This is a genomic window from Rathayibacter sp. AY1E8 (genome assembly GCF_002931415.1).
Classification (GTDB): domain Bacteria; phylum Actinomycetota; class Actinomycetes; order Actinomycetales; family Microbacteriaceae; genus Rathayibacter.
In genome coordinates, this window is sequence record NZ_PSVI01000055.1 from 1 (window position 1) to 21511 (window position 21511).

A 21511-nucleotide genomic window follows, 5' to 3' on the forward strand; every position below is an offset into this window, starting at 1 on the left:
AGCCTGCACCCCGTCGGCCGCCGCATGGAACTCGGCACCGACCTGGCGCACCGGCAGGAACACGTCCGGCGCCAGCACCAGGACGAACAGCCCGACGGCGGGGGAGACGACGACGCCCCCCGGTCCGGGGACCAGGGGGCGTCGTGGCGGAGGGGCGTCAGCCGCGGCTGGCCCAGACCGCGCGGCGGCTGTCGTACTCGACGAGGTTGCCGTCGTCCTGCATGACGAGCTTGTAGGGGCCGACCGACGCGGCGGGCGGGACGACCGACCATCCGCTCGTCGTCTCGGTGCCCACGGCGATCTGCCCGCTGGTGTCGAGGGCGAAGAAGCCGCCTGCGCGGGTGGTCTTCGACGCCCAGATCGGGCCGTTCTTGCCGTAGACGACGAAGTTGCCGTCCGCCTGCATCACCGCTCGGTAGACGCCGTTCGCGGAGCGGAGGAAGCTGCCCGCCTCGAGCGAGTTCGCCGCGTAGAGGGTGGTCGAGGGGAAGGCGGCCTGGCTGGTCCAGATCACGTCCTCGGACGGGTTCACGATGATCAGCGAGCCGGCGTTGTTGATGCCCAGGCGGAGGTCCTTGCCGCGCGTGCCCGAGAACCACTTGACGGAGCCGTCGGAGCCGTAGATGACGGCGTTGCCGTCCTTCTGCATGGTGATGCGGTTGCCGGAGCCGCCGGTGCCGGTGCCCCAGACGGCGCCCTGGGGGCCGTAGCCGACGAAGTTGCCGTCGTTCTGCATGACGGCGCTGAAGCGGCCGTCGGCGGAGGTGAGCTGGTGGACGGGGCGGAGGGTCTGCTCCGTGAATAGCGTGTCGGTCACCGGCTCGGCGATGACGCGGCGGACGCTGCTCGCCCAGGCGGGCGAGCCGTTCTCGCGGTAGACGACGAGGTTGCCGTCGGGCTGCATGATCACCGAGGCTCCCGCCTCGTTGATCGTGTTCGTGCTCCACACCGGGCCGCCCTTGGCGGAGTAGACGACCATGTTGCCGTCGGTCTGCATGACCAGGTGGTCGCCGCGGCCCTGGGTGTTCGTGGCGAAAGTGGGGCGGCCCTGCGGGTCGTAGAGCACGGCGTTGCCGTCGGTCTGCATCCGGAACGAGTAGCCGTTCGTGCCCGAGACGATCCGCTGTCCGGCGGCCAGCTCCTCGCCGCCGACGAGGGCGTTGTAGTAGCTGACGGCCGCGCGGGCGGTCTGCTGGGCGGCCTCGGGCGACTCGCTCGCGGGGGCGAGGCCGGTCGGCGCCTCCTCGGAGGAGGAGAGGGGCTTCTGCGGGTTCTCCGCGGCGAGGGCCGGGGTCGCGCCGAAGAGCAGGGCCCCGGTCGCGACGAGCGCGATCAGCCCGGAGGCGAGGGGGCGGGGGGAGGGGGAACGCGTCATCGCAGGACTTTCTCGAGTGGCCGGCGGGGGCCGGAAGAGGGGGTACTCGATGCTCGCACGGCGGACGCACGAGTGCGACCGGAACGGGGGCCCTCCGTCTGGGGGACGCGCGGGAGCTGAGGTCCTCCGCGGGTCAGAGCGCCGGGAGAGGCCGCCTGAGAGCGTCCAGCCGCTTCCGCCAGGCGTCCAGGCGGCCCGGCTCCGCGGCGAGCGCCGGTCCGTCCACCCAGGCGGTCGCCAGCCGGAGACCGTGCAGGGCGTTGGCCGTCCAGACCTCACGGCCCTCCAGCGACTCCGGCTCGGCCGGGGCCTCGATCACGTCCACGCCGAGCGCGCCGGCGAGCACTGAGACCGTGCGGGCCGTCACGCTGCGCACGCGGGTGCTCGTCGCCGGAGGGACGACCAGCGCATCGCCCAGCCACCACAGGATCGCGCTGCTCGCTCCGTCGATGACGGCGCCGTCGGCGTCGAGCAGCACGGCCTCGTCCGCTCCCGCGGCGTGCGCGCGCGTGCGGAGGAGGGCAAGACGCGCGATGTCCGGCCCCTTCCAGGAGGGTGTCCGGCGCGGATCCACGGGGCTCGTCCACAGCACCACGGAGCGGGACGTCGGCGGGGCGGATCGCAGTCGGAGCCGCAGGGCGCCTCCCGAGAGCTCGACGCGGGGGAAGGACCGGCCCTCGCGGGGCAGGGCGGCGATCGCGGCGTGGAGGAACGGCTCGACGTCCGGGTGCCCGCCCGCCGAAGCGACGGAGGCGGCGAACCGCTCGCGGTGCAGGTCGAGCCCGCGGACGCGTCCCTCGTCCACCAGCCAGGAGTCGGCCGCGTCCAGGGAGGTGCCGGGCGGCTCGGGAACGCTCGTCAGGGCCCTCCCGTCCCACTCCCGAACCTGCTCGCCGTCCACGACCGCCTACGCTAGCCCAGTGGTCTCGGAGGATCGGCACGTCCGCTCGATCGAGCTGCCCTGGGTCGATCCGGAGCTCGCGCACCACGCCCTGTTCGCCACGGCCGAGGCGTCGTTCTGGCTCGACTCGGGCCTCGGAGCGACGAGCGGCCGCTCCTACCTCGGGGCGTGCGCCCGCGAGGACGTGCTCCTCGTCGAGGCCGGCGGCGACGTGGCGGCGGCGCTCGCCGCGGTCGACGACGAGGCCCCCGCGGGCGACCGCGCGCTCGGCCGCTACGGCTGGATCTCCTACGAGGCGGGAGCCGCCTTCGTCTCCCTGCCGACGGCGCCGGCCGGCCCCGCGGATCCGCCCGCCCTCGCCCTGCTCCGAGGCGACCCCGTGCTCGAGTTCGACCACGGGGCCCGGACCGTCCGCCTGGTCGCCACGGGCGACGCGCAGGACCTCACCGCGCGCCTGCTCGAGCTCGTCGGCGCGCCCGCACCCGCGGACCCCGCGGATCCCGAGCCCGCCGGCGACCCGGTCCGCCGCCACTCCGCCGCCGAGTACACGGCGCTGATCGGCCGCTGCCAGGAGGCCATCCGCGCGGGCGACGCCTACCAGCTCTGCCTCACCGACGAGATCGTCGTCGAGGGCCGGTTCGATCCCGTCGAGGCGTACCGTCGCCTCCGCCGCTCCAGCCCGAGCCATCACGGCGGGCTGATCCGCCTCGGCCCGCTCGCGCTCGTCAGCGCCTCGCCCGAGCGGTTCCTCACCGGCGGGGCCGATGGACGCGTCGCCACGCATCCCATCAAGGGCACGCGCCCCCGGGGCCGGGACGCCGACGAGGACCGCGCGCTCCGGGACGAGCTCGTGTCGAGCGTGAAGGAGCGGGCCGAGAACGTGATGATCGTGGACCTCGTCCGCAACGACCTCGCCCGGATCGCCGCCCCCGGCTCCGTCGTCGTCGACCGCCTGCTCGAGGTGGAGAGCTACCCGCACGTCCACCAGCTGGTCAGCGAGGTCTCGGCCCGCCGGGCGCCCGGCGTCGGGATCGCCGAGCTGATCGCAGCCCTCTTCCCGGCCGGCTCGATGACGGGAGCGCCCAAGCGCCGGGCCGTGGAGCTGCTGCGGGAGTGGGAGGGCGGTCCCCGCGGCGTCTACTCCGGCGCCTTCGGCCGCCTGGGCTCGGACGGCTCGCTGGACCTCGCGATGACCATCCGCACCCTCGTGCTCGACGGCGAGCGCGCCCGCCTGGGGACCGGCGGCGGCATCACCGCGCTCTCGGTGCCGGAGGAGGAGGTCGAGGAGACGCGGCTGAAGGCGCGGGCGCTCCTCGCGGTGCTGGGCGCCGCCGAGGAGTGAGCGGGCGCCGCGTTCGTCTCCCGTGCGCGCAGGGCCAGTAGGGTTGATGGTCGAACGCAGCCGCCCACGCGTGCGCGTTCTCCCCCTCCTTCAGAAGTGAGAAGCACCTGTGGCAGAAGACACCTCCCGGCAGACCGGCGCGAGCGACGAGGAGCGCTACGACTTCCGAGCGCTCCAGGAGAAGTGGCTCCCGATCTGGGAGGAGACGCGCCCGTTCGCGACGGACGACCCCGACGACAAGCGCCCCCGCAAGTACGTGCTCGACATGTTCCCGTACCCCTCGGGCGACCTGCACATGGGCCACGCCGAGGCGTACGCGCTCGGAGACGTGATCGCGCGCTACTGGCGCCAGCAGGGCTTCAACGTCCTCCACCCGATCGGCTGGGACAGCTTCGGCCTGCCCGCCGAGAACGCCGCGATCAAGCGCGGGCTGAATCCGGTCACCTGGACCTACGACAACATCGAGCAGCAGAAGCGCTCGATGAAGCGCTACGCCGCGTCCTTCGACTGGGACCGCGTGCTGCACACCTCCGACCCCGAGTACTACAAGTGGAACCAGTGGCTGTTCCTCAAGATGTACGAGAAGGGCCTCGCCTACCGCAAGGACAGCTGGGTCAACTGGGACCCGGTGGACCAGACGGTCCTGGCGAACGAGCAGGTCCTCGCGGACGGCACCTCCGAGCGCTCCGGCGCGGTCGTGGTCAAGAAGAAGCTCACGCAGTGGTACTTCAAGATCACCGACTACGCCGACCGGCTGCTCGACGACCTGAACCAGCTCGAGGGATCCTGGCCGTCGAAGGTCATCGCCATGCAGCGCAACTGGATCGGCCGCTCCATCGGCGCCGACGTCGAGTTCGAGATCGAGGGCCGCGACGAGCGCGTCACCGTCTTCACCACGCGCCCCGACACGCTCTACGGGGCGACCTTCATGGTCGTCGCGCCCGACTCCGACCTCGCCTCCGAGCTGGTCGAGGGCTCCGAGCCCGCGATCCGCGACGCGTTCCGCAGCTACCTCGAGACGGTGCAGAAGTCGAGCGAGATCGAGCGCCTGACCGCCGACCGCCCCAAGACCGGCGTGTTCCTCGGCCGCTACGCGGTGAACCCCGTGAACGGCGAGCGGCTGGCGATCTGGGCCGCCGACTACGTCCTCTCCGACTACGGCCACGGAGCCGTCATGGCCGTGCCCGCGCACGACCAGCGCGACCTCGACTTCGCCCGCGCCTTCGACCTGCCCGTGCGCGTGGTCGTCGACACCAACGCGTCCGTCACCGGGGCGATCCCGGTCATCCCGGAGGACCCGGAGGAGCTGGCCGCGCTCGAGAAGGAGTACTCGCTCGACCCCGCCACGACCGGCGAGGCGCTGACCGGCGACGGCCGCCTGATCAACTCCGGGCCGCTCGACGGGCTCTCCAAGCGCACCGCCATCGAGCGCGTCATCAGGATGCTCGAGGAGCGCGGCCGCGGCCGCTCGGCCAAGAACTACCGCCTGCGCGACTGGCTGATCTCGCGTCAGCGCTACTGGGGCACCCCCATCCCGATCATCCACGGAGCCGACGGCGAGCTCGTGCCGGTGCCCGAGGACCAGCTGCCCGTCGTCCTGCCCTCCACCGACGGCCTCGACCTGCAGCCGAAGGGCTCGTCGCCGCTCGGAGCGGCGGAGGACTGGGTGAACGTGCCGCACCCGGTGGACGGCTCGCCCGCGCGCCGCGACCCGGACACGATGGACACCTTCGTGGACTCCTCGTGGTACTTCCTCCGCTTCCTCTCGCCGAAGGACGACACGCAGGCCTTCGATCCGAAGCTCGCCGAGAAGTGGGCGCCCGTCGACCAGTACGTCGGGGGCGTGACGCACGCGATCCTGCACCTGCTGTACGCGCGCTTCATCACCAAGGTGCTGTTCGACCTGGGCTACGTGTCGTTCACGGAGCCGTTCACGGCGCTGCTCAACCAGGGCATGGTGCAGATGGACGGCGCAGCGATGTCGAAGTCGAAGGGCAACATCGTCCGCCTCTCGGACCAGCTGGACGAGTTCGGCGTCGACGCCGTGCGCCTGACGATGGCGTTCGCCGGCCCGCCCGAGGACGACATCGACTGGGCCGACGTCTCGCCCGGCGGCAGCGCGAAGTTCCTCGCCCGCGCCTGGCGCCTGGCGAAGGACGTCACCTCGAGGCCCGACGTCGAGTGGAAGTCGGGCGACGCGGCTCTGCGCCGCCAGACCCACCGCTTCCTCGCGGAGTCCCCGTCGCTGATCGAGGCGTTCAAGTTCAACGTCGTGGTCGCGCGGCTGATGGAGCTCGTCAACGCGACCCGCAAGGTCGTCGACTCGGGCGCCGGGGCCGGGGACCCCGCGGTCCGCGAGGCGGTCGAGGTGGTCGCGATGGCTCTCAACCTGTTCGCGCCGTACACGGCCGAGGACATGTGGCACCGTCTGGGCTACGAGGGCACCGTCGCGCACGCGCTGTGGCGCAAGGCCGACCCGTCGCTGCTGGTCGAGGAGAAGGTCACGGCGATCCTGCAGGTCGACGGCAAGGTCCGCGACCGGCTCGAGGTCTCGCCGAAGATCTCCTCCGACGAGCTCGAGGAGAAGGCGCGGGCCACGGCCGGCGTCGCCCGGGCTCTCGTCGGCCGCGAGGTCGTGAAGGCGATCGTGCGGGCGCCGCGCCTGGTGAACCTGGTGACGAAGGCGGTCTAGCCGCCGATCCGTCCCGACGGGGCTCCTCCTCTCGCGGGAGGGGCCCCGTCGTGCGTTCTTCGCCGGTGCTGCCCTCTCCTCCACAGGGAGGCGATCCGGCGGGCTCTCCCCGGATCGGTGTCGGCGGCCGCGCCGGGCGGTGACGCGGGTCCTACCGTCGGCGGATGCCAGAGACCAGCGGGACGGACGACGAGCAGCTGACGGCGCTGCTGCGGCCTCGGCGCGCCCGCCCGCGCTGGCGCGTGGGAGTGGGAGCGGCGGTCGTGCTCGTCATCGGCGCCGCGGTGGTCGCGGTGCTGCTCGCGGGAGCACGGTCGAGCGGTCATGAGCGGGTCCTGGAGCCCGCCGTGTCGACGAGCGTGCCCGCTGCTGCGGTGGTCGAGTCGCTGTACGTGCACGTGGCCGGGGAGGTCGCCTCTCCCGGGCTGTACGTCCTGTCGCCGGAGGCGCGGGTGGCGGACGCGGTCGCCGCCGCCGGAGGGTTCCAGGAGTCGGCGGAGCGCGCGGCGGTCAACCTGGCCCGGAGGCTCGTCGACGGCGAGCAGATCGTCGTGCCGGCCGTGGGAGCGGCGCCGGCCGCGGCGGGAGCGGCTCCGGGCGGGGCCGCTCCAGGAGGAGCCTCCGCCGCCGGATCCGTGCTGAGCCTGAGCACGGCGACGGCGGCCCAGCTGGAGGAGCTGCCCGAGATCGGCCCGGCGACCGCGAAGAAGATCGTCGCCCACCGGGAGGCGAACGGCCCGTTCTCCTCCGTCGACCAGCTGCTCGAGGTCCCCGGGATCGGCGAGAAGACGCTCGCCGCGTTCCGCGACCAGGTCGCGCCGTGAGGAGCGTGCGGGCGGCGGACCTGCGGCTCCTGCCGGCAGCGGTGGCCGCCTGGACCACCGCGTGGGCGGCCGGGATGCTGCCGGTCGCGGCAGTGCTCGACGGGGGCCTCTCGTGGTGCGCCGCGGGCTGGGTGCTGCTCGGGGCGGCGTGCGTCCTGCTCCGGCGCGGCCTCGGCGGGCGGCTGGTCGGAGCGGTGCTCGTCGGGGGCGCGGGTGCCGCCCTCGCCCTCACCTCCGTCGTCGCCGCGGCGCCCGGTGACCACCCGGCGTCGCTGCGGGAGGCACAGGAGGATCGCGCCCTCACCCCGGTCACCGTGCGCGTCGACACGGGTGCCCGACCGCTCGCGACCGGGGGAGTGTGGTTCGACGCGACGGCGCTGCGGGTGGGAGACGCGTCGACCGCGGCCCCCGTCCGCGTGCTGCTCGCCGATCCCGGCGGTCGGCTGCCGGTGGGCGCCGAGCTCGACCTGGAGGCGCGTGCTGCGGCGCAGGAGGCGCCCGTCGGCGAGGCGACGATGCTGAGGGCGGCGTCCGTTCAGGACCGGCGCGGTCCCGGGGGAGCGGCGGCCGTCGCGGAGGTGCTGCGCTCGCGCTTCCTCGAACGCGCGGCGCTGGTCGGCGGCGACGTGGCGGGGCTGCTGCCGGGCCTCGCGACCGGCGACACGTCCGCGCTCGACGCGGGGCTCGAGGAGGCGATGCGCACCGCGTCGCTCACCCACCTGACCGCCGTCTCGGGCGCCAACTGCGCCGTGGTGGTGGTCGCCGGCTGGACGATCGCGGCGCTCCTCGGCGCCGGGCGCCGCCTCCGGACCGTCGCCGCCCTCGCCCTGCTCGCCGGCTTCGTGGTGCTGGTGACCCCCGAGCCGAGCGTGGTGCGGGCCGCCGTGATGGCGACGGTGGTCCTCCTCGCGCGGCTCGGGCGTCGCTCCGGAGCGGCCGTGCCCGCCCTGCTCGCGACCGTCGTCGTGCTCGTGGCCGCCGACCCCTCGATCGCGGGGAGGCTCGGCTTCGTGCTGTCCGTCCTCGCCACCGCCGGACTCCTGCTGCTCGCCGAGCCGATCGCGGGCGCTCTCGGTCGAGTGCTGCCCCGGCCTCTCGCCCTGCTGCTCGCGGTGCCGACCGCGGCGCAGCTCGCCTGCCAGCCCGTGCTGCTGCTCGTGGACCCGTCGGTGCCGGTGTACGGAGTGCTCGCCAACCTGCTCGCCGAGCCCGCGGCACCCGCCGCGACCGGGCTCGGGCTCATCGGCTGCCTGCTCGCCCCCTGGTGGCCCGGAGCCGCCGACGCGGCGATCCGGCTCGCCGCCATCCCCGCCTGGTGGATCGCCTCGATCGCCCGCGCCGTCGACTCGTGGCCCGCCCCGAGGATCGCCTGGTGGCCCGGAGTGGGAGGAGCGCTCGCGCTCACCGTGCTGACCCTGCTCGCCCTCGTGCTGGTCACGCAGTCGCCGCGGCTCGCGCGGGTGCGCCGGATCGCCGCCGTCGGGCTGGCGTGCGCGATCGCGGCCGCCGGCGGCACCACCGTCGCCACGCCGCTCCTCCGCGCCGCCTCGGTTCCCGAGGACTGGCGTGTCGCGATGTGCGACGTCGGGCAGGGCGACGCGGTCCTCCTCCGCGGAGACGCGGGCGTGCTGCTCGTCGACACGGGGCCCGAGCCCGCACCGCTCGAGGCCTGCCTCCGCCTGATGGGGGTGGACCGGATCCCGCTGCTGGTGCTGACGCACTACGACCTCGACCACGTCGGCGGGCTCCAGGCCGTCCTCGGACGGACCGACGCCGCGCTCGTCGGGCCCGCCGCGGGCCGCGACGACGAGCGCGACCGGGCGGCGCTCACCGGCGCCGGGGTCGCCGTGCAGGAGGCGGTCCGCGGCGACAGCGGCGCGCTCGGCTCGCTGCGCTGGCGGGTCGAGTGGCCGGAGCGGCGGAGCGCGCTGCGGGGCAACGAGGCGAGCGTGACCCTCCGGGTCGACATCGGCCCGGACGCCCGCGGCGGCCCGCTCTCCGTCGCGCTCCTGGGCGACCTCGGCGAGCAGGAGCAGGGGCGCGTCTCCCGGCTGCCGGTCGGCCGGGTCGACGTGGTCAAGGTCGCGCACCACGGCTCCGCGGACCAGTCGCCCGCCCTCTACGACGCGCTCGGCGCGAGCGTCGGGCTGATCTCCGTCGGGGCGGAGAACGACTACGGTCATCCGAATCCGTCGCTCCTCGCTCTGCTGGCCGAGCGCGGGGTCGAGGCGCTGAGGTCGGATGTCGAGGGTACGGTCGTGCTCGCGTCCCGCAGCGACGGGATCGCGGTCTGGGTGAGCGGCGCGACGGCTCCCGCGGCGGCCTCGGGGCGCCGTGAGCGGGCCGTAGGGTGGAGGGCGCTCGGACGGGCGCGGCACGGAAGGACACGGCATGGCAGGCAGGGCCCCGGCGCGCGCGAAGGCAGCGCCCTCGAAGGCGGCGATCCCGCAGCTCGCCTGGAACCAGACCCGGCCGGCGCCGATCGTGCTGATCACCGGCCCGGAGCAGTTCCTCGCCGACCGCGCGCTGCGCTTCCTCCGCGAGTTCCTCCGGGCCGAGGACCCGAGCCTCGAGGTCAGCGACATCGACGCCGGCGGCTACGCGCCGGGGGAGCTGCTGACGCTCGCGAGCCCGTCCCTCTTCGACGAGCCCCGCCTCATCCGCGTCTCGAACGTCGAGAAGTGCACGGACGCGTTCCTCCTCGAGACCCTCGACTACCTCTCGGCGCCCGCGGACGGGGCGACCCTGGTGCTCCGCCACGGCGGCGGCAACCGGGGCAAGAAGCTCCTCGACGCCATCCGCTCGGGCACGGGCGGCGGCATCGAGATCGTCTGCGCCGAGCTCAAGCGCGAGAGCGACAAGGTCGACTTCGCGATCGCCGAGTTCCGCACCGCCGGCCGCACGGCGACCACCGGTGCCGTCCGAGCCCTGGTGTCTGCCTTCTCCGACGACCTCGACGAGCTCGCGTCGGCGTGCCAGCAGCTGCTGTCCGACGTCACCGGCGAGATCACCGAGGCGACCGTCGCGAAGTACTACGGCGGCCGCGTCGAGACCACGGCCTTCACCGTCGCCGACTCGGCGATCGCGGGCCGTCACGGCGAGGCGCTGCTCGGGCTCCGCCACGCCCTCGCCTCCGGTGCCGACCCGGTACCGATCGTCGCCGCGTTCGCGAGCAAGCTGCGGACCATGGCGAAGGTCGCCGGCTCGCGCGAGGGCTCGGGCCAGGTCGCCTCGCGTCTGGGCCTCGCTCCGTGGCAGGTGGACCGGGCCCGGCGCGACCTGCAGGGCTGGACCGGCGAGGGCCTCGGCACCGCGATCCTGACGGTCGCCGACGCCGACGCGAACGTGAAGGGCGCCACCCGCGACCCCGTGTACGCCCTCGAGCGCATGGTCTCCGTCGTCTCCGCCCGGGGCCTCTGACCCGCCCGAAAGGCCCTGCTCCCGCGATCCGCACCGACCTCGTCCTCGGCGGGTCTCGATCCGCCGCTCCGCGGCTGCTCGACCAGCAGCGAAGGGTTCACCTCCCCTCGCAGGGTCGCACCGCGGCCGACGAAGAGTCGGACAACGACCTCGCAGGGTCACCGGCGACCCGCGTGTCAGCGGATCGTCGTACCCGGAACGGAACCCGCTCCTCCCACCGCGACCACCCCTGTAAGCCGACCGCGCGACGGACGACGAGGAACGAGGAGCCCGTCGAGATCGGTGCGGGTCACCGCCGATCCGCGTGCGAGCGGATCGTCGTACCCGGAACGCTCCCCGCTCCTCCCACCGCGACCACCCCTGCATGCCGACCGCGCGACGGGCGACGAGGAACGAGGAGCTCGTCGAGATCGGTGCGGGTCACCGGCGATCCGCGTGTCAGCGAATCGTCGTACCCGGAACGCAGGACTCTCCTCCCACCGCGACCACCCCTGTAAGCCGACCGCGCGACGGCCGACGAGGAACGAGGAGCCCGTCGAAGACGGCACAGCTCACCGGCGATCCGCGTGTCAGCGGATCGTCGTACCCCGAAACGCTCTCCGCGCCTCCCCCCGCGACCCTCCGCGGTAGCCGACCGGGCCGCAGCCGATCGAGAGCCGGACGATGCCTTCGCAGGGTCACCGGCGATCCGCGTGCGAGCGGATCGTCGTACCCGGAACGAAACCCGCTCCTCCCACCGCAACCAAGCGCGGAAGCCGACTGCGCGACGGGCGACGAGGCACGAGGAGCCCGTCGACCGCGAAGCGGAAACGACGAAGGGCCCGGCCAGAGGCCGGACCCTTCGTCGTTGCAGCTTCGCGCAGTACTACAGCGCGGCGACCTGCTTCGCGATGGCCGACTTGCGGTTCGCGGCCTGGTTCTTGTGGATGACGCCCTTGCTGGCGGCCTTGTCGAGCTTCTTGGCGGCGAAGGCGAGGGCGGTGCCGGCCTTCTCGGTGTCGCCGGCGGCGATGGCGGTGTGGACCGAGCGGATGGCGGTCTTCAGCTCGCTCTTGACGGCCTTGTTGCGCTCGTTCGCCTTCTTGTTGGTGAGGTTGCGCTTGATCTGCGACTTGATGTTTGCCACGTGGATTACCTTCTTCTCGGATGTGCGTGTGTGCAGCCGGCTACTCGACGGAGTGCCCCTTCCGCGGGCGTCTGAACGCCCTGCGGTGCGACTGGAGGTCGCCGGCTTCTGATCACTCCACGCCTGCCGGATGTCCGGAGGGGGAGCGCAAGCCAACAAGGAACTTTAGCGCACCCGTCGTCACCCTTCAACCGCGCCGCGCCCGCGGGTGCCGCGCCGTCCGGGTCGGGACCGCCAGGGCGACACGCCGGGGAGGCGGACCGCCGTGGCGTCTCGCGGTCCGGGCCCGCCGGTAACGTGACGCCGGTGCCCCGTCTCGCCGATCACCTCTCCGCGGTGCCGCCCTCGGGCATCCGCCACCTGTTCGAGATCGCGCTGCGGCTCGACGGAGTCACCCTCCTCGCGGTGGGCGAGCCCGACGTGCCGACCGCGCCGCACATCATCGAGGCGGCCCGGGCGGCGTGGGCGGCCGACGACACCCGCTACGGGCCCAACGGCGGAGTCCCCGAGCTCCGGCGCGCCATCGTCGAGAAGCTGGCGCGGGACAACGGCATCGAGGCGGACGTCGAGCAGGTCTGGGTGACCGTCGGCGCCACGCAGGCGCTGCACCAGGCGATGACGCTCCTGCTCGGGCCCGGCGACGAGGTGCTCATCCCCGACCCGGGCTACACCGTCTTCACGACCAATGCGCGGACCATCGGCGCCGTGCCCGTGCCGTACACGCTGCGCGCCGAGAACGCCTTCCTCCCCGATCCCGAGGAGGTCGAGCGCCTGATCACGGACCGGACCCGCGTCCTGATCGTCAACAGCCCGTCCAACCCGCTCGGCGTGGTGTTCCCAAGGGAGGTCCTCGAGCGCCTGCTCGACATCGCCCGGCGCCACGACCTGTGGGTGCTCAGCGACGAGGTCTACGAGTACTTCACCTACGGGCGCCCGCACGTGAGCCTCGCGGCGATCGCGCAGGAGCGCGGGGACGACGCCGACCGCGTCCTCAGCGTCTTCTCCTTCTCGAAGACCTACGCGATGACCGGCGTCCGCGTCGGCTACCTCGTGACGCCTCCCGGCTTCACGTCGATCATGGTCACGGTGCAGGAGGCGGCGATCAGCTGCGTCGCCACTCCGGACCAGCGCGCCGCCCTCGCCGCTCTGACCGGGCCGCAGGACGCGGTGGCCGCCGCCTCCGACCACTACCTCGCCAACCTGCGGCTCGCGACGGGCGTGCTCGACGAGCGGGGGATCGCCTACCGCGAGCCCGAGGGCGCGTTCTACCTGTGGATAGACATGGCGCACGCGACCAGCGGGGACGTCGCCTCGTGGGTCGAGTCCTTCCTCCTCGAGACCCTCGTCGCCGTCGCGCCCGGCAGCGCCTTCGGCCGCACCGGCGAGGGCTGGATCCGCGTCTGCCTCGCCGCGGATCCCGCCGCGCTCGAGCACGGGCTGCGCGCCCTCCCGGCCCCGGTGCGCGGATGAGCGCCGCCGAGGTGCTGGTCCGGCGCGTCCGGGCCCAGGAGTACGACGAGGTCTCGCGCCTGCGGCTCGCCGCCTACGCCCACGACTACGAGCTGGGGGAGGAGTACGCCGCCGACGTCGCCGCGGTCGCCCGGCACGACGTCGAGGGCGAGGTCTGGGTCGCCGTCGAGGGCGACGGGCGGATCCTCGCCACGGTCACCACCGCGCGCCCGGGCGCGAACCTCTACGAGCTCGGCCGCCCCGGCGAGCTGGACTGGCGGCTGCTCGCCGTCGCCCCGGAGGCACGTGGGCGGGGTCTCGGGCGGCTGCTCACGGAGTTCGTCGTGATGCTCGCCGCTGAGCGGGGCCTCCAGCGGGTCGTGATGAACAGCGGCACGCTGATGACCACCGCGCACGCCCTCTACGAGAGCATGGGCTTCGTCCGCCTCGGCGAGCGGGAGAACCCGCCCGGCGTCGAGCCCACCCGCACCTACGGACTCGATCTGTAGCCGCCGGTCCCGGCCTCCGCCGCCGGGCATGGGACACTGGTCCCACGATGTCTCCACGTGCACACTCCGGGCTCGAGCCCGCCGCGACCGATCCGGCGTCCATCCGCAACTTCTGCATCATCGCCCACATCGACCACGGCAAGTCCACCCTCGCCGACCGGATGCTCGGCATCACGGGTGTCGTCGAGGACCGGGCGATGCGCGCGCAGTACCTCGACCGCATGGACATCGAGCGCGAGCGCGGCATCACGATCAAGTCGCAGGCCGTGCGGATGCCGTGGGAGCGCGACGGGCGCACGTTCGCCCTGAACATGATCGACACTCCGGGCCACGTCGACTTCTCCTACGAGGTCAGCCGCTCGCTGGCGGCCTGCGAGGGCGCGATCCTCCTGGTCGACGCGGCGCAGGGCATCGAGGCCCAGACGCTCGCGAACCTCTACCTCGCGCTCGAGAACGACCTCACGATCATCCCTGTCCTGAACAAGATCGACCTGCCGGCCGCGGACCCCGAGAAGTACGCGAAGGAGCTCGCGAGCCTCATCGGCGGCGACCCGGACGACGTCCTCCGCGTCTCCGGCAAGACCGGCATGGGCGTCGAGGCGCTGCTCGACCGCGTCACCGAGCTCATCCCGCCGCCCGTCGGCGACCCCTCCGCCCCTGCGCGCGCCATGATCTTCGACTCCGTGTACGACGCCTACCGCGGGGTCGTCACCTACGTCCGGATGATCGACGGCAAGCTCTCGCCGCGCGAGAAGATCCAGATGATGTCGACCCGCGCCACGCACGAGATCCTCGAGATCGGCGTGTCGAGCCCCGAGCCCGTCGCGACGCAGGGTCTCGCGGTCGGCGAGGTGGGATACCTGATCACCGGTGTGAAGGACGTGCGCCAGTCGAAGGTCGGCGACACCGTCACCACGGCGTCCAAGCCCGCGACGCAGGCGCTGCCCGGCTACACCGAGCCGCTCCCGATGGTCTTCTCGGGCCTGTACCCGATCGACGGCAGCGACTACCCGGACCTGCGCGAGGCCCTCGACAAGCTCAAGCTCTCGGACGCGGCGCTCGTCTACGAGCCCGAGACGTCGGTGGCGCTCGGCTTCGGCTTCCGCTGCGGCTTCCTCGGCCTCCTGCACCTCGAGATCATCACCGAGCGCCTGCAGCGCGAGTTCGGTCTCGACCTCATCACCACGGCGCCCTCGGTCATCTACGAGGTCTCGACGGAGGACAAGAAGACCGTCACCGTCACGAACCCGAGCGAGTTCCCCGTCGGGAAGATCGCCGCTGTCACGGAGCCGATCGTCAAGGCCGCGATCCTCGCGCCGAAGGACTACGTCGGCACGATCATGGAGCTCTGCCAGAGCCGCCGCGGGACCCTGATCGGCATGGAGTACCTGGGCGAGGACCGGGTCGAGATCCGCTACCACATGCCCCTCGGCGAGATCGTCTTCGACTTCTTCGACAACCTCAAGTCCAAGACCGCCGGCTACGCCTCGCTCGACTACGAGCCCGCCGGCTCGCAGGAGGCCGACCTCGTGAAGGTCGACATCCTGCTGCAGGGCGAGCAGGTCGACGCGTTCAGCGCGATCGTGCACCGGGAGAAGGCCTACGCCTACGGCGTGCTGATGACGGGGCGCCTGCGCAAGCTGATCCCGCGTCAGCAGTTCGAGGTGCCGATCCAGGCCGCCATCGGCGCCCGGATCATCGCCCGCGAGTCGATCAGCGCGATGCGCAAGGACGTCCTGGCCAAGTGCTACGGCGGCGACATCACCCGCAAGCGCAAGCTCCTCGAGAAGCAGAAGGAGGGCAAGAAGCGGATGAAGATGGTCGGCCGCGTCGAGGTCCCCCAGGAGGCGTTCATCGCCGCGCTCTCGGGCGACGTCGAGACCAAGGACAAGAAGTAGCGCGAGCCCCGTCGCCGGCGCCCGTCCCCCCTCCCGGACGGGTGACGCACCCCCCGTCCGGGACATTGTGTCCTCGGGGATTGCGGCGCCTCACAGCGGACCGATAGCTTTCGGACGCCAGGACGCGGCCGTGGATCGAGATCGATCCGCACGGGGGGCTGCAGCGTCGACGACCGGTCCTCCACCATGAAGAAGGGTGGTAGTCCGTGGTGCCTACGAGCACGAGGAAGCGCTGGATCAGGACGGGGGCGGCGCTCGCGAGCATCGCGGCCGTCGCAGCGGGATCGCTGGTGGCGGCGGGACCGGCCTCGGCAGCGAACAAGGTGATCCCGGTCGCGCCCGCGCCCTACTCCTGGTCGGACAGCGCCCGGTTCGGCACCGACGTGCCGCTTCCGGTGCCCGGAGACGCGACCACGCTGACCGTCGAGCTGCCCGACTCCACCGCTCCCGACACCTTCACCGAGTGGTCGCACCCCGGCTACCGGGTCGTGACGTGGCAGCTGAGGAGCACCGCGACGGACCTCGCGAGCGGCGAATCCGTCGTCGACACCGCCACCAACTCGATCCAGATCCCGATCGGACGCGCCGCCGGCTCCTTCGGCGGCACCTCGCTCTCGCTCCTCCTGAACGGCGCCGAGGACGAGGCGGACGACGCGTACGCTCCGGCCGGCGTCGACCGGACCGGCTTCGTCCTCGCCCTCTCCGCCGACCTCCAGGTGACTGCTGCGAGCGGGTCCGCGGAGGCCGACCTCGACCTGTCGACGTCCACCTCCTCCGAGCGCGCCAACGGCGAATTCTGGGCCGGCGGCGGCACTGTCACCGAGGCCGGCGCGGGCGACGTCATCGTCCTCGACTCCGGTGTCCCCGGCTTCTTCGACCTCGCGGGCCTCAGCGCCACGGTCGGAACGGAGGACGGTGGCCGCCTGAAGGCCGTCCCCAAGGTCGTGCAGGACGGCCGGGGCATCGCGATCACCCCGACCCAGGAGTTCTTCGACCGCTACCTCACCTTCAGCGACACGACGCCGCTCGGCGCCCCGTCGGTCGAGGTGAAGGGACTCAGCCGCGGCGGGGAGCAGCCTTCCGGCACCGGCGTCATCGTGCGCGCGCCGCTGCGCGTCGTCCCGTCGACCACCACCCCGACGCCGGGCACCGGCCTGGAGGTCGTCCGCCTCGCGGGCACCGACCGCCAGGGCACCGCGGTCGAGATCTCGAAGGCGACCTTCGACACCCCCGGCGTCCCCGTCGTCTACATCGCCACCGGCGCGAACTTCCCCGACGCGCTCAGCGCCGGTCCCGCCGCCGCGAAGCAGGGCGGCCCGCTCCTCCTGGTCGACCGCGACTCGGTGAGCCAGGTCGTGCGCGACGAGCTCACCCGTCTCAAGCCCCAGCGGATCGTCGTCGTCGGCTCCGACCTCAGCGTCAGCGACGCCCTCGCGACCGACCTCGGCCAGTACGCGAACGGGAGGGTCTTCCGCCTCGGAGGCACCGACCGCTACGACACGTCGCGGAAGATCATCGAGAGCGCCTTCGGCACCTCGCCGAAGGGGGCCTGGCTCGCGACCGGCGAGAAGTTCCCCGACGCGCTCAGCGCCACCGCCGCCGCGGGCAAGAACTCCGCCCCCGTCGTCCTCGTGAACGGCGGCCTCCCGGCGGCCGATCCGACCACTGTCGGGATCCTGACGCGGCTCCGGCCGCCGGTGCTCACCATCGCGGGATCCGAGCTGTCGGTCAGCGCCGGCATCCAGAACTCCCTCACTGTGCCGGGGGGACCCACCGTGAGCCGCATCGGCGGGGTCGACCGCTACGACACCTCGGAGCAGCTCAACCGGGCGGCCTTCCCCCGCGGGTCGGAGACCGTGTTCCTGGCCACCGGAGAGAACTTCCCCGACGCCCTGGCCGGAGCCGCGGCCGCCGGGCGCACGGGGAGCCCCCTCTTCGCCGTGCCCCCGACCTGCGTGCCGGTCAAGGTGCTGCAGGGCATCAAGGCAGGCGGAGCGACGCGCATCGTCCTCCTCGGCGGCACCGGCACCCTGTCGGACGCCGTCGCGAAGCTGACTCCCTGCAGCTGAACCGACCCGCACCACGACGAGGGCCCTCCTCCCGCTCCGGCGGGGGAGGGCCCTCGGTCGTTCCCGGCTCGGGACGCCGACGGTCGGATACGCTGGGTCGGATGGACAGCACCACCCGGCCCGCGGACTCGACGCGCGCCGCGCTCGAGGAGTCCGGGAAGAAGGTCGGGACGTGAGCATCCGCCGCTCCAACTTCGAGGGCCAGCCGCAGGTCACCTACGCGGCGGTCGGCGGCACTCTGGCACCCGACCTGCTCGAGTACCCGCCGGACGGCTTCACGGCCGAGCGTTTCGAGGCCCGTCTCGGCTCGGGCGACGAGCGCTTCGCCATCACCACCGCCTCCCTGATGACCTGGGGCGTGCAGCGCGGCAGCGGCATCGAGGTGACCGACATCACCAGCGGGAGCGGCGTGCAGTACACCGGCGTCAACTTCGACGCGGCGGGCACCCCGATCGACCTCGTCAGCCGGCCGACGGAGGAGCACTTCGCTCCCGACGGCACCCCCTACATCACCGCCGGCGTGACCGCCGTGCTCCGCGTGACCCTGCTCGGCCGCGTCTTCGACGCCCCGGTCCGCGTGGTCTACGTCGTCGACGAGCCCGACCAGGTCGGCTTCGCCTACGGCACCCTCGAGGGCCACCCCGAGAGCGGCGAGGAGTCCTTCGTCGTCGAGAAGCGCGCGGACGACTCGGTCTGGCTCGTCATCCGGGTCTTCTCGCGACCCTCCACCCGCCTCTACCGCCTGGGCGCGCCGGTGCTGCGCGCCGTGCAGAAGCGCCAGGTCGCCAAGTACCTGCGCGCGCTGCTGCCGGCGCGCGTCAGCTGACGTGGGGAGCGCCCTCCCGATCGCCGATCCTGCTCCGCTCGACGGCGGACTGCCCGCGTCCGTCGTCGACGGCGTGGAGCAGCGCGACCTCGGCCTCTACGTGCACGTGCCGTTCTGCCGGGTCCGCTGCGGGTACTGCGACTTCAACACCTACACGGCGACCGAGCTCCGTGGGGCGAAGCAGCAGGACTACGCCGACGAGGCGATCACCGAGATGGCTCTCGGTGCCGAGGTGCTCGAGCGCGCGGGTCTGCCCCGACGCCCCGCCCGCACGGTCTTCTTCGGCGGCGGGACGCCCACCCTCCTGCCCGCCGGCGACCTGGTGCGGATGCTGGACGGCCTCCGCACCCACTTCGGGGTCGCGCCCGACGCCGAGATCACCACCGAGGCGAACCCGGACTCCGTCGACGCCGCCTACATCCGCGCGCTGGCCGAGGCGGGCTTCACCCGCGTCAGCTTCGGGATGCAGTCGGCCGTGCCGCACGTCCTCGCCACGCTCGAGCGCACCCACGACCCGGAGCGGGTCCCGCTCGTGGTCGAGTGGGCGAGGGAGGCCGGCCTGCAGGTCAGCCTCGACCTCATCTACGGCACGCCGGGGGAGTCCCTGGCCGACTGGGAGCGGTCGCTCGACTCCGCGCTCGCCAACCGGCCGGACCACCTCTCGGCCTACGCCCTGATCGTGGAGGACGGCACGAAGCTCGCCCGGCAGATCCGCCGCGGCGAAGTCGCGACCCCCGACGACGACCTCACGGCCGACATGTACGAGCTCGCCGACGCGCGCCTGGCCGCTGCCGGGTACTCCTGGTACGAGGTCAGCAACTGGGCCCGCGACGACGCCCACCGCTCCCGGCACAACCTCTCGTACTGGCTCGGCCACGACTGGTGGGGCGTCGGTCCCGGCGCGCACAGCCACGTCGGAGGCGTGCGCTGGTGGAACGTGAAGCACCCGGCGGCCTACGCCGACCGGCTGAGCACCGGTGCCTCGCCCGCTGCCGGGCGGGAGACGCTCGACGCGGGCACGCGGCGTGTGGAGGACGTGCTGCTGCGCTCGCGTCTGGCGGACGGGCTGCCCATCGACGCGATCGACGCCGATCGGCGCAGCGAGGTGGCGGGGCTCATCGCCGACGGCCTCGTCGACGGCCGGGCGGCGCTCGGCGGCCGGATCGTGCTGACCCTGCGCGGCCGTCTGCTGGCCGACGCGGTCGTGCGCCGCCTCACCGACGGCTGAGGCCGGATCCCGGGGCGGGCGACGCACGGCCGCCCCGGTTCCGCGGCTACTTGAAGAACGGGATGCTGAGCGGGTACGTGTAGTACTCGCCCGCGCTGGCGCGCACCGAGGCGATGATCGCGAAGACGATCACCAGGATCGGCACGACCAGGAACACGATGAAGCCGACGAGCACGAAGGACAGGATCGTCCCGGCGACGTAGGCGATCAGCGTCGTCAGGTGGAAGTTGAGGGCCGTCTTGGCGTGCGCCTCGAGGAACGGTCCGCGCCCCTTGAAGACCAGGAAGACGATCAGCGAGGGCAGGAAGCTGAAGAAGATCCCGGTCACGTGCGTGACGATCGCCCAGGTCTTCTCGTCCGCCGGGTTCAGCGGCGGAGCCGGGGTCCCGTAGACGGGGGGCGGGGGAGGGGTGGCCGACATGATGGTCTCCGTTCCGGCGGCGGCGACGGGCGTCCCCCGTGCGCTCGGCGTCCATCGTGGCATGCGGCGACTCCCTGCGCACCGGGCCGCGCGGGACCTCCTCCTCGGGGATGACGGGGCTCCTCCCCGCGGCCCTGCAGGAGTGCACCCCGGCCGATCCCCGCGCAACCCCGCCGGGCGGTCCGCCTCCCGGTTATGATTGGCACTCAGAGTTGCGGAGTGCCAGGCTCCGCGCGGCGTCAGCGCCGCAGACGGTCGTGCCCGCGGGCACTCGGAGTCCGGCGGGAGGTCGGTCGTATGGTCACGGAGCGCGGTCTCCAGGTCCTGCGCGTGATCGTGCAGGACTACGTGGCGAACCGGGAGCCGGTGGGCTCGAAGTCGATCGTGGAGCGCCACGCGTTCGGCGTGTCGGCCGCCACCATCCGCAACGAGATGGCCCAGCTGGAGGAGGAGGAGCTGATCGCGGCTCCGCACACGTCCTCCGGACGCGTGCCGACCGACAAGGGCTACCGCCTCTTCGTCGACCAGCTGGCCGACCTGCGCCCGCTGACCTCCGCGCAGCGCCAGGCGATCGAGACGTTCCTCGGGCAGAGCCCGGACCTCGACGAGGTGCTGGTCAAGACCGTCCGCCTGCTGTCGCAGCTCACCAACAGCGTCGCGCTCGTGCAGTACCCGTCGTTCGGAGCCGCACGGCTGCGCCACGTGGAGCTCGTCGCCCTCGCTCCCCGCCGCCTCCTGTCGGTGCTGATCACCGACACCGGCCGGGTCGATCAGCGCGTGCTCGAGACCCCGGAGGACGTGGACGACGCGCTCCTCGGCGAGATCCGCGCGAAGCTCAACACGGCCGTGCTGGGCCTCGGGCTCCAGCAGGCGGCCGAGACGCTCGGCTCCGTCGCGGAGCGCTTCAGCCCCGAGCGGCGCCACGTGCTGACGCCGATCGTGCAGACCCTGCTCGAGCAGGTCGGCGCCAACCGGCAGGACCGCCTGGTCATGGCCGGCGCCGCGAACCTCGTCCGCACCGAGGAGGACTTCTCGGGCAGCATCTACCCCGTGCTCGAGGCGATCGAGGAGCAGGTGGAGCTGCTGCGCCTCTTCGCCGAGATGACCCCGGACCCCCGGGGCATCTCGGTGCGCATCGGCCGCGAGAACGCGCCGTTCGGGCTGCAGGAGACCTCGGTGCTCACGAGCGGGTACAACACCGCGGGCGGCCAGGTCTCGCGCCTGGGCGTGCTCGGCCCGATCCGGATGGACTACTCCGGCAACATCACCGCGGTGCGCGCCGTCGCCCGCTACCTCTCCCGCCTCCTCGGCGAGGAGTAGGCCCGACCTCCCGGCCCCCGCCGCCGAAGCCCTCCTGGGGCCCGCGGTCGTACTGCGCCCGCTGCTGGGCGTCGCTCAGGACGTCGTAGGCGTGCGTGACGAGCTTGAAGC

At 73.0% G+C, this 21511-nt stretch carries 15 protein-coding genes and 1 pseudogene; 12 read left to right on the forward strand and 4 right to left on the reverse strand.

Annotated features, from left to right (window positions below; all coding sequences use genetic code 11):
* Nucleotides 1-157: 157 nt before the first annotated feature.
* Entirely contained in the window at nt 158-1375 is a 1218-nt protein-coding gene (locus C5C74_RS13950; protein ID WP_104351747.1) for a hypothetical protein, read from the reverse strand.
* 133 nt (nt 1376-1508) lie between these two features.
* Entirely contained in the window at nt 1509-2276 is a 768-nt protein-coding gene (locus C5C74_RS13955) for an aminotransferase class IV (RefSeq protein WP_258064180.1), read from the reverse strand.
* Nucleotides 2277-2295: 19 nt separating this feature from the next.
* Here C5C74_RS13955 and pabB point away from each other — a divergent pair, with 19 nt between their 5' ends.
* From pabB to holA, 5 genes and pseudogenes are all read left to right on the forward strand, one after another.
* Nucleotides 2296-3618 (forward strand): aminodeoxychorismate synthase component I, encoded by a 1323-nt coding sequence (pabB, locus tag C5C74_RS13960; RefSeq protein WP_104338053.1) that lies wholly within the window; start codon nt 2296-2298, stop codon nt 3616-3618.
* A 109-nt stretch (nt 3619-3727) separates the two neighbouring features.
* On the forward strand, nt 3728-6310 hold the full coding sequence (gene leuS / locus C5C74_RS13965; RefSeq protein ID WP_104351748.1) for a leucine--tRNA ligase: 2583 nt from the start codon (nt 3728-3730) through the stop codon (nt 6308-6310).
* 164 nt (nt 6311-6474) lie between these two features.
* On the forward strand, nt 6475-7134 hold the full coding sequence (locus tag C5C74_RS13970) for a ComEA family DNA-binding protein (RefSeq protein ID WP_104351749.1): 660 nt from the start codon (nt 6475-6477) through the stop codon (nt 7132-7134).
* A gap of 695 nt (nt 7135-7829) precedes the next feature.
* Nucleotides 7830-8957, forward strand: a pseudogene (locus C5C74_RS18060) (ComEC/Rec2 family competence protein); the annotation flags it as partial.
* 568 nt (nt 8958-9525) lie between these two features.
* A complete protein-coding gene (gene holA, locus C5C74_RS13985) occupies nt 9526-10554 on the forward strand; it encodes a DNA polymerase III subunit delta (protein WP_104225645.1) in 1029 nt (342 codons plus the stop codon).
* 865 nt (nt 10555-11419) lie between these two features.
* On the opposite strand, the gene rpsT is transcribed toward holA, so the two are convergent.
* Nucleotides 11420-11680, reverse strand: coding sequence for a 30S ribosomal protein S20 (rpsT, locus tag C5C74_RS13990; RefSeq protein ID WP_097165711.1), 261 nt, complete (start codon nt 11678-11680; stop codon nt 11420-11422).
* Nucleotides 11681-11986: 306 nt separating this feature from the next.
* On the opposite strand from rpsT, the gene C5C74_RS13995 reads away from it, so the two are divergent.
* The 6 genes from C5C74_RS13995 (at nt 11987) to hemW (ending at nt 19659) form a co-directional block, all read left to right on the forward strand.
* Complete coding sequence (locus C5C74_RS13995) at nt 11987-13150, forward strand: pyridoxal phosphate-dependent aminotransferase (RefSeq protein ID WP_104351750.1); 1164 nt, start codon at nt 11987-11989, stop codon at nt 13148-13150.
* On the forward strand, nt 13147-13638 hold the full coding sequence (locus C5C74_RS14000; protein ID WP_104223126.1) for a GNAT family N-acetyltransferase: 492 nt from the start codon (nt 13147-13149) through the stop codon (nt 13636-13638). Before C5C74_RS13995 ends, C5C74_RS14000 begins: the two co-directional genes overlap by 4 nt.
* 47 nt (nt 13639-13685) lie before the next feature.
* On the forward strand, nt 13686-15536 hold the full coding sequence (gene lepA, locus C5C74_RS14005; protein WP_104223127.1) for a translation elongation factor 4: 1851 nt from the start codon (nt 13686-13688) through the stop codon (nt 15534-15536).
* 206 nt (nt 15537-15742) lie between these two features.
* Nucleotides 15743-17605 carry a cell wall-binding repeat-containing protein gene (locus C5C74_RS14010; RefSeq protein ID WP_104351751.1) on the forward strand — a complete coding sequence of 621 codons (1863 nt, stop codon included), beginning with the start codon at nt 15743-15745 and terminating at the stop codon, nt 17603-17605.
* 172 nt (nt 17606-17777) lie between these two features.
* Nucleotides 17778-18431 (forward strand): DUF1990 family protein, encoded by a 654-nt coding sequence (locus C5C74_RS14015; RefSeq protein WP_244229440.1) that lies wholly within the window; start codon nt 17778-17780, stop codon nt 18429-18431.
* 1 nt (nt 18432) lies between these two features.
* Nucleotides 18433-19659 carry a radical SAM family heme chaperone HemW gene (hemW, locus tag C5C74_RS14020; RefSeq protein WP_104351752.1) on the forward strand — a complete coding sequence of 409 codons (1227 nt, stop codon included), beginning with the start codon at nt 18433-18435 and terminating at the stop codon, nt 19657-19659.
* Nucleotides 19660-19705: 46 nt separating this feature from the next.
* Here hemW and C5C74_RS14025 read toward each other — a convergent pair whose 3' ends face one another.
* A complete protein-coding gene (locus tag C5C74_RS14025) occupies nt 19706-20143 on the reverse strand; it encodes a DUF4870 domain-containing protein (RefSeq protein WP_244229439.1) in 438 nt (145 codons plus the stop codon).
* Nucleotides 20144-20377: 234 nt separating this feature from the next.
* Here C5C74_RS14025 and hrcA point away from each other — a divergent pair, with 234 nt between their 5' ends.
* Entirely contained in the window at nt 20378-21400 is a 1023-nt protein-coding gene (gene hrcA / locus C5C74_RS14030; RefSeq protein ID WP_104223131.1) for a heat-inducible transcriptional repressor HrcA, read from the forward strand.
* Nucleotides 21401-21511 lie beyond the last annotated feature (111 nt).

What these genes read in the sequence shown, in the direction of transcription:
- C5C74_RS13950 (WP_104351747.1), bottom strand. Translation starts at nt 1,375, where the DNA reads ATGACGCGTTCCCCCTCCCCCCGCCCCCTCGCCTCCGGGCTGATCGCG.
- C5C74_RS13970 (WP_104351749.1), top strand. Translation starts at nt 6,475, where the DNA reads ATGCCAGAGACCAGCGGGACGGACGACGAGCAGCTGACGGCGCTGCTG.
- holA (WP_104225645.1), top strand. Translation starts at nt 9,526, where the DNA reads ATGGCAGGCAGGGCCCCGGCGCGCGCGAAGGCAGCGCCCTCGAAGGCG.
- C5C74_RS14000 (WP_104223126.1), top strand. Translation starts at nt 13,147, where the DNA reads ATGAGCGCCGCCGAGGTGCTGGTCCGGCGCGTCCGGGCCCAGGAGTAC.
- lepA (WP_104223127.1), top strand. Translation starts at nt 13,686, where the DNA reads ATGTCTCCACGTGCACACTCCGGGCTCGAGCCCGCCGCGACCGATCCG.
- C5C74_RS14025 (WP_244229439.1), bottom strand. Translation starts at nt 20,143, where the DNA reads ATGCCACGATGGACGCCGAGCGCACGGGGGACGCCCGTCGCCGCCGCC.
- hrcA (WP_104223131.1), top strand. Translation starts at nt 20,378, where the DNA reads ATGGTCACGGAGCGCGGTCTCCAGGTCCTGCGCGTGATCGTGCAGGAC.